This is a genomic window from Streptomyces sp. NPDC060000 (assembly GCF_042737375.1).
GTDB lineage: Bacteria > Actinomycetota > Actinomycetes > Streptomycetales > Streptomycetaceae > Streptomyces.
On the sequence record NZ_JBHWUU010000107.1, the window covers coordinates 20,031 to 28,138 of the forward strand.

Annotated in this window: 6 protein-coding genes; 4 read left to right on the plus strand and 2 right to left on the minus strand. The window is 74.8% G+C overall.

Annotated features, from left to right (window positions below):
- The first annotated feature begins 54 nt into the window (after nucleotides 1-54).
- The gene (locus tag ACFWBB_RS38200) at nucleotides 55-1,743 is read left to right on the plus strand and encodes a PucR family transcriptional regulator (protein ID WP_385282483.1); all 1,689 of its coding nucleotides are present in this window, start codon (nucleotides 55-57) and stop codon (nucleotides 1,741-1,743) included.
- A gap of 169 nt (nucleotides 1,744-1,912) precedes the next feature.
- Nucleotides 1,913-2,698: a hypothetical protein gene (locus ACFWBB_RS38205; protein ID WP_385282486.1), complete on the plus strand. Its 786-nt coding sequence runs from the start codon at nucleotides 1,913-1,915 to the stop codon at nucleotides 2,696-2,698.
- 520 nt (nucleotides 2,699-3,218) lie between these two features.
- On the opposite strand, the gene ACFWBB_RS38210 is transcribed toward ACFWBB_RS38205, so the two are convergent.
- The gene (locus ACFWBB_RS38210; RefSeq protein ID WP_385282489.1) at nucleotides 3,219-4,079 is read right to left on the minus strand and encodes a GntR family transcriptional regulator; all 861 of its coding nucleotides are present in this window, start codon (nucleotides 4,077-4,079) and stop codon (nucleotides 3,219-3,221) included.
- A 156-nt stretch (nucleotides 4,080-4,235) separates the two neighbouring features.
- On the opposite strand from ACFWBB_RS38210, the gene ACFWBB_RS38215 reads away from it, so the two are divergent.
- Both ACFWBB_RS38215 and ACFWBB_RS38220 read left to right on the plus strand, forming a co-directional pair.
- A complete protein-coding gene (locus ACFWBB_RS38215; protein WP_385282492.1) occupies nucleotides 4,236-5,084 on the plus strand; it encodes a (2Fe-2S)-binding protein in 849 nt (282 codons plus the stop codon).
- A gap of 314 nt (nucleotides 5,085-5,398) precedes the next feature.
- Nucleotides 5,399-6,466 (plus strand): DUF2637 domain-containing protein, encoded by a 1,068-nt coding sequence (locus ACFWBB_RS38220; protein WP_385282495.1) that lies wholly within the window; start codon nucleotides 5,399-5,401, stop codon nucleotides 6,464-6,466.
- Nucleotides 6,467-6,575: 109 nt separating this feature from the next.
- Here the strand turns inward: ACFWBB_RS38220 and ACFWBB_RS38225 are convergent, their stop codons facing one another.
- Complete coding sequence (locus ACFWBB_RS38225) at nucleotides 6,576-7,061, minus strand: ATP-binding protein (protein ID WP_385282498.1); 486 nt, start codon at nucleotides 7,059-7,061, stop codon at nucleotides 6,576-6,578.
- Between the last annotated feature and the right edge of the window lie 1,047 nt (nucleotides 7,062-8,108).

The following is an 8,108-nucleotide window of genomic DNA, read 5'->3' on the forward strand; positions in this document are numbered from 1 at the left end:
ACGCGTCCTTCAGGATTCATCGTAGTTTTCGAGACAAAGAACGGCGGCGACGAGATGCGGCTGCGCGCACTGCTGGACACCGATGCGCTGGGCCTCAGGCTCCTCGGCGGCGAGGACGAGCTGGACCGTGCGGTACGGGGTGTCATGACCACCGACCTGCGGGATCCCAGCCGCTACCTCTCCGGGGGTGAGCTGGTGCTGACGGGCCTGGCCTGGCGCCGGGACGCGGCGGACGCCGAGCCGTTCGTGCGGATCCTGGTACAGGCCGGGGTGGCCGCGCTCGCGGCCGGCGAGGCGGAGCTGGGCGACGTTCCGGAGGATTTGGCCGCGGCCTGCGCCCGGCACCGCCTCCCGCTGTTCGCGGTGCACGAGTCGGTGGCCTTCGCGACGATCACGGAGCACGTGGTGCGGCAGGTGTCCGGCGAGCGCGCCGGGGACCTCGCGGCCGTCGTGGACCGGCACCGCCGGATGATGACCTCGGGTCCGGCGGGCGGCGGCCCTGACGTGGTCCTGGACCTGCTCGGCTCCGACCTGGACCTGCGCGCCTGGGTCCTGTCCCCCGTCGGCCGGCTCATCGCGGGCCCGAAGCCGGCGGGCCCGGCGCTGTCGCCCGACGCGTGCGCGAAGCTCGCCGCGGAACACCTCGCGGCCGTCCGCACCGGGCGGCACGGGCCGCACCGGGTGCTCCTGGGCCAGGCGACGTACTCGCTGTTCCCGATCCGCGGCGGCGCCCGCGCACAGACCCGGCAGACCCCCCAGGCGGCCCGGGACGCGCGCGAGAGCGTCCTGTCGGACTGGCTGCTGGCCGTGGAGGCGGACGCCGGGGACTGGGCGGACGAGCGCCTCGACCTGCTCCAGGGCGTGACCCAGCTGATCGCCGTCGAGCGGGAGCGCCGGGACGCCGCGCGCTCGGTGCGCAGGCGGCTCGCGCAGGAGGTGCTGGAGCTGGTCCAGACGGGCGCGGCCCCGGCGGAGATCGCGGCCCGGCTGCGGGTGGCCGCGCCGGTCCTGCTGCCGGGGCTGGGGGCGGCCCCGCACTGGCAGGTGGTCGTGGCCCGGGTCGAGTGGGACGAGGGCGGCCCGCAGGCCGGCCCGGTCGCCCAGTCGCTCCTGGAGGAGATCCTCGTCGACCCGCTCGCCACCGGACCCGAGCCCTCCGACCGCGTCGCGGTGGCCCACACGGGCGACGAGGCCATCGCCCTGATCCCGCTGCCGGCCGTGTCGAGCGAGCACGACGGCTCCGAGACCGGCCTCCTCGCCGACGCGCTCCTGGCGGCCGTACGGGAACCGCTGTCGTCCGGCCTGGACGGCGACGGCCGGCTCACGCTGGGCGTCAGCGCGGCCGTGCACTCGGCGGAGGGGCTGCGCGGGGCGCTGGAGGAGGCACGGCACGCACGGCGGGTGGCCGCGGCCCGTCCCGGCCGGGTCTGCGCCGCGGGCCACCAGGAACTGGCCTCGCACGTGCTGCTGCTCCCGTTCGTCCCGGACGATGTCCGCAAGGCGTTCACCGCCCGCCTCCTGGACCCGCTGCGCGACTACGACCGGCGCCACCGGGCCGAGCTGATCCCGACGCTGGAGGCGTTCCTGGACTGCGACGGTTCGTGGACCCGGTGCGCGTCCCGTCTGCACCTGCACGTCAACACGCTGCGCTACCGGGTCGGGCGGATCGAGCAGTTGACGGGCCGTGACCTCTCGCGGCTGGAGGACAAGCTGGACTTCTTCCTGGCCCTGCGGATGAGCTGACGCCGGACCGGCGCCGGCGGCCGTCCGCCGGCGCGACCCGTGGGGACCTTCGGGTGCGGAGTCCCACGACTTTGTGAAATCCTTCACCCGCCCCCTTGGCCCGGCCACGCGATCCGTGCTGAGATGCGGCCACCACTCAAAGCTCGACGGCGCGCTCGGGGAGGGCAACGTGGCGTACACCGCCATGTCTGGTACCGGAACGACCTCAGGTGACGATCCCCTCCAGACCGCGGTATGGCGGCTGCGCTCGCGTGCCTGCTGGACCGACGCGGCGGCTCTGATCCCGCCCGACAGCGCGGCGGGCGCGATCCAGCGGGCCTCGCTGCTCGTGGAGCGGTGCCTGTACACGGAGCAGGGCTGGCAGGACGCCGAGGACGCGCTGCGCACGGCGGAGGCGCTCGCCCACGACGACGAGGAGCGCGGCGCGGCCGCTTGTGAACGCGGGCAACTTGCCTACGCCGCCACCCTGCACGGCGTGCGCGACCGCGTGGACGAGGCGCGGGCCGCGCTCGGCCGGGCGGCGGCGCTGATCCCGCCGGACGCGGCCGGACGGGCGCTGCTGGACTTCCGCCGGGGGCTGCTCGCGGAGAACCTCTCACGTTCCCCGCAGGCCGCGAGGGCCGCGTACCGCAGGGCCCACGCGGCGGCCACGGCCCACTCCGACTCGCTGCTGCTGTCCTTCACCTGGCGCCACCTCGCCGGACTCGCCCTGCGCGACGGCGAGGTGGCGGAGGCCCGGCACGGCTTCGCCGAATCGCTGCGCATCCGGGAGGAGTTGGGCTACCTGGTGGGAACCGCCCCGGCGCTCGCCTCGCTGGCGGACGCGGAGGTCGACCCGGAGGCCTCACGGCTGCGGGAGGAGGCGCGACGGCTGTTCCGGCTCCTGGGCGGCGTACCCACCTGGCTGGCCCGGCAACTGACCCCACCGGCGACCCCGAGCCCGTCAGGAGTCTGAGGACGAGGCCCCGCCAGTGGGCGAATTCTAGGGGTCTCGACGGGGGCGGAGGACGGGACTTCGACGGGGGCCGAGCGGCGGGACCCCGACAGCGGCCGAGCGGCGGGACTTCGACCGGGGGCCAAGCGACGGGGCCCCGACAGTGGCGAGGGACGGGACTTCGACAGCGGCCGAGGGACGGGGCCTCGACCGGCGGCGCAGACGGGGCCTCGACCAGGCGCCCAGCGGCGAGGCCCGACAGCGGCCGAGAAACGGGACCTCGACCGGCGGCCCAGCGACGGGACTTCGACCGGGGGCCCAGCGACGGGACCCCGACAGTGGCGAGGGACGGGGCCTCGACAGCGGCCGGGGCGGCGGGGCCTCGACGGCGGCCGGGGCGGCGGGGCCTCGACCGGGGGACGGGGGACGGGGCCTCGACCGGGGGACGGGGGACGGGGCCTCGACCGGGGGCCGTGGGACGGGGCCTCGACCGGGGGACGGGGTCTCGACGGGGGCCGGGGCGGCGGCGTCGGCGGTCGCGTCAGCTGCCCGCAGGTGCGAAGTGTCCTCGGACCAGCTTCTGCGCGACGTCCGGCTCGCCCGCCGTCAGCGCTTCCAGCATCGCCATGTGCTCCGCCGCGTCGGCCACGAGATCCGCCCGCCCGCGCCGCACCGGCCCGGCGGCCAGCGGCCACTGCGAACGCCGGTGCAGATCCTCGGCGAAGCCGACGAGCTGCTCGTTGCCGGACAGGGCGAGCACCGCCCGGTGGAAGACGCGGTCGGCCTCCGCGTACGAGGCCGGGCAGCCGGAGGCGGCCGCGCGCACGCTCGCCTCGCCGAGGGGCCGCAGCTCCGCCCAGCGCTCGGCCGGCACGGTACGGGCGAGCCGCAGCATCACCGGAACCTCGATGAGCGCCCGCACCTCGGCCAGCTCGGCCAGCTCGCGCGTGTCCCGCACGATCACCCGGAACCCCCGGTTGGGGACGACCTCGACGGCACCCTCCAGCGCGAGCTGCTGCATCGCCTCGCGGACCGGCGTCGCGGAGACCCCGAAGCGTTCGCCGAGGACGGGCGCCGAGTACACCTCGCCCGGCAGCAGTTCCCCGCCGACGAGCGCCGTGCGCAGGGCGTCGAGGATCTGGCCGCGCACCGAGGCGCGCTGGACGACCGGCCGGGGACGCGCCGCGGGTTCCGCCGCTCGGGCGAAGCGGAGGGCGGCCGAGGGGGTCTCGCTGTGGGTGTGTTCACCGCGTGCGGCGCCCGCCGGACCGCAGCGGTCGCGCTCCGCGCCCTCGTCGTACCCGGCGGACCCCCGCGACTGCACCGGCACCCGGGACCGGCCGTCGGCTTCCTGCGCGGCCGGTGATCCGGTACCGGTGGAGCCCTGCGCACTCGGCTCCACGGGGCCTCCTCCGGCCTTGTCGGTACTTGGGGTCATTACGGCGGGTTGTTACTCGTCCGTCAAGCACCTTAGGCGTACTGGCCGTCAGTTCAAATCCCGACGATACTGGGTAAGGTAAGGCTTACCTTTAATCGCTCCCGAAACGGCGGTCCCGGCATGCCCACAGCTCCGTCGGCCACAGCGGAGGCCTACGCCCGCCTCGCGGAGGTCTTCCCGGACCTGACCGTCACGGAGCTGGGGCCCACGGAACCGTTCCCGCGGGGCGGCGGCTGGGTCACGGCGGCCGAGCTCGCGGCGGGCGGAGCGGCGCTGGAGGCGTTCCTCTCGTGGGACGACGCACAGGTCGTCCGGGACTACGGCCGGCCGGCCCGACCGGACGTCGTCGCGAGCTTCGGACTGCACCGGTACGCCTGGCCCGCCTGCCTGCTGATCACCGTCCCCTGGTTCCTGCACCGCCGGGTGCCCCGCTTCCCCGTGACGCACGTCTCGTACGACCGCACCGGCGGCGGCATGCGGATGGCCGTCCGCCCGGCCCCCTCCTTCGCCTGCCTGCCCGGCGACCCGGCGGCGCTGCTGCCCGGCGCCCGGGTGCTCCCGGACGAGGAGGCGCTGCGGGCGGAGGTGCGGGCGGCGATAGCCGAGCACCACGAACCGGTGCTCGCCGGATTCGGACCGCCGGCGCGACGCCGCGGCCGGGCCCTGTGGGGCATGGTGACCGACGAGATCGTCGAAGGCCTCTGGTACGTCGCCCAGCTGCTCGGCGAGGGCGAGCAGGGCCGTGCGCGACGCGAACTGGAACTGCTTCTGCCGGGCGCCACGCGGCCCTATGTCGGCTCGGCGTCGTTCCGCGAGCTGACCGGACCGGACGGCGAGGCCGTGCCCACCCGGGACCGGGCGAGCTGCTGCATGTTCTACACGGTGCGCCCCGACGACACCTGCGTCACCTGCCCGCGCACCTGCGACGCGGACCGCGTCTCCAAGCTCACCGCGGCCGCCGCGAGCTGAGGCGGCCTCAGGCGCCGCCCGGCGTCAGGGCGTTGCCGGACGTCCCGTAAGATCACCCGGACGAGACTCCTCCCAGGGTTACAGGCAATTCACAACTTCCTCACTTGCCCCGGGAACTTTCCGTGGAACCACCCCTACGGGTAGTCTTATTCGAACTCAACTCCCGCCCCTCAAGCGGCAGTTCGAGCAGAACGTCGCCCTGGGCATTCCCTTGCACCTCCTTGGCGGCCTCTTGCCCCGAAACCCCCTGAGGGACGGCGGGATTGCGCCACTATGGCGGGCGTTACGCCCTATCCCAATGCAAGGGACCCCTGATGAGATTGACCGACATATCGCTGAACTGGCTGCTTCCGGGCGCCGTACTGCTCCTGGGCATGCTGGCGGCGGTGGCGGTGCTCGCGCGCGGCAAGCGCTCCTCCGGGGCAAACGCGAACGCGGACGATTCGTGGGAGCGTACCGAGGAGCGTCGCCGGCGCAAGGAAGCCATATACGGCACCGCCTCCTACGTCCTTCTGTTCTGCTGTGCGGCCGTTGCCGCCGCGCTCTCCTTCCACGGACTGGTCGGCTTCGGCCAGCAGAACCTGGGCCTCACCAACGGCTGGGAGTACCTGGTCCCGTTCGGCCTCGACGGCGCGGCCATGTTCTGCTCCGTGCTCGCGGTCCGCGAGGCCAGTCACGGCGACGCCGCGCTCGGTTCCCGGATACTCGTCTGGACGTTCGCTGGAGCGGCGGCCTGGTTCAACTGGGTGCACGCGCCCAGGGGCCTCGGTCACGACGGCGCGCCGCAGTTCTTCTCCGGCATGTCCCTCTCGGCGGCCGTGCTCTTCGACCGGGCCCTCAAGCAGACCCGCCGGGCCGCGCTGCGCGAGCAGGGTCTCGTGCCCCGTCCGCTCCCGCAGATCCGCGTCGTGCGCTGGGCACGTGCCCCCCGCGAGACCTACAGGGCCTGGTCGCTGATGCTGCTCGAGAACGTGCGCAGCCTGGACGAGGCCGTCGACGAGGTCCGTGAGGACAAGGCCCGCAAGGAAGAGACGAAGCTGCGCCGCCGCGAGCAGCACCGTGTCGAGCGGGCTCAGTTGAAGGCGATCAGCCGGGGACACGGCCCTCGCTTTCCCGGCCGCGGTGGCGGCGGTGGTGGCCGTCAGGCGGAGGCCCCGGCCGCCCTGGAGCCGGCCACGGCCGAGCGGGTCTCCGCGGAGCCTGCCATAGCCAACTCGGCGGAGCAGCTGCCCCTACGCTCACGGCCCTCCCTCACGCCCGTTCGCCACGGTTCTGACTCCTCGCTCACCGTCGACCTCACCGCGGAGGACGACACCATGGCCCTGCCGCGCCTCGACTCCCTGGAGCGCAAGCTCAAGGACCTGGAGCAGCAGTTCGGCTGACGATCCGCCGGATACCACGGGAAGGGGGCGCGACCGCCGAGGTCGCGCCCCCTTCCCGTTGCCCGTGGCTCCCGTTGCCCGGCAACCGACGCGCGTCGCCGGCCGTCGCTCACGCGGCTCCGGCGCCCAGCTCGAACCAGACGACCTTCCCGCCGCCCTGCGCCCGTACCCCCCACGTGTCCGCGAGGGACTCCACCAGGACCAGACCCCGGCCGTGCGTGGCCTCGTCGGCGCTCGGCACCCTCGGCCGGGGGCGGTGGGCCGCGGAGTCCCGCACCTCCACCCGCAGGCCGGACGGTGAGACGGTGGCCGTCAGCAGCGCCTCGTCGTCGGTGTGCACGAGCGCGTTGGTGACGAGTTCACTGGTGAGCAGTTCCGCCGTCTCCGACCGCCCCGGCCTCCCCCAGTCCCGCAACAGCTCCCGCAGGGCCCGGCGCGTCTCGGGCACCGCCCGCAGGTCCGCCCGCCCGAGCCGGCGCCTGAGTTGCGACGCCCGGCCCTGCTCCAGGTCCTCGGCCGCGTCGTCCCCCGTCCGTCTCGTCGCCGAGGTGCCCGCGACCGCCGTCGAACCGCTTCCCCGTGCCTGCCTCTCCATGACCCCCGCCCGCGTGTCGATGTGGGTTCCCCTCTGCTCGAACACGTTCACGGGGATCCTTGCCCGGTCGGCACCGCGCCAGTCATGTCGAACCATTGACGACCGGGTGTTCAGCCATGTTGGGGCGGTCCCGCGGGACGCTCCCGGGGGCGGGGCGACCGTCGCACAGCGCCGTCCGGGCTCCCGGACGAGGGGGCGCGCACGGCGCGTCCGCCCCCTGCCCCGAGCGCGACTGCAGGGTGTGACGCGGCGGTTCGCGCGTCGAGCGCGGTACGGGGCCCTTGGGGCGCCGGTGCCGTCGGTGGAGGGCGGGCCGCAGCGAGCCGACGCCGGTGGGACGGGCCGGGCACACCCCCCACGAACCCTTCTCGACCGTCGCCCACAGGGGAAATCCCTGGTCGAGGCGCTGGTTCCGGTCGGTGTGGCGGGAGTCCGGGTCGGCTCGGTGACCGGCCGACGAGGGTGACCGGCGCCGGGTGCGGCGGTGGCGCACCCGCCTTCCCCGCGACGGGGAGGCCAAGCGACGGCGCGTCGTACCGCTCGAAGGGCGTGCACCCGCGCAACGGCACATGACGGTCGCTCCCCCGCGCGCGAGGTGGGCCGGCGCGTCGGCGGTTCCACGCGGCAGCCGACCCGGCCGTCCCGCCCGACGCCGGACCTCTGCACCCGGCGGCCGGCCGACCGCCGGGAATCGGCCCGTCCCCCGGTTCACCTCCGCCGACCTGCCCGTACTCGGAGAAAGGGGGTGGCAGCCGGTAGCGGACGTCGAGATGCTCCTGGCACTCCGGGTGCCGCGGGTGCTCCCGGTACGTCAGGGACCGAGCCGCTGAGCGCCGGGACGGAGAAGATCCGGCCCACGCAATACTCCGGTTGCCGCGCCGTCTTCACGCGACCGGACGAGGTTGGCCGGAATCCGCTGGTTTCTGGCCCGCTCAAACGCCGAGCGGCCGCAGCGCGAGGCCCGGGGACCTTCGCACGGCGGCCGCTCGCGATCAGGACGGCACCCACTGCTCGGGGCCGCCGCCCTCCCGACCCCCGTGGCGGGAG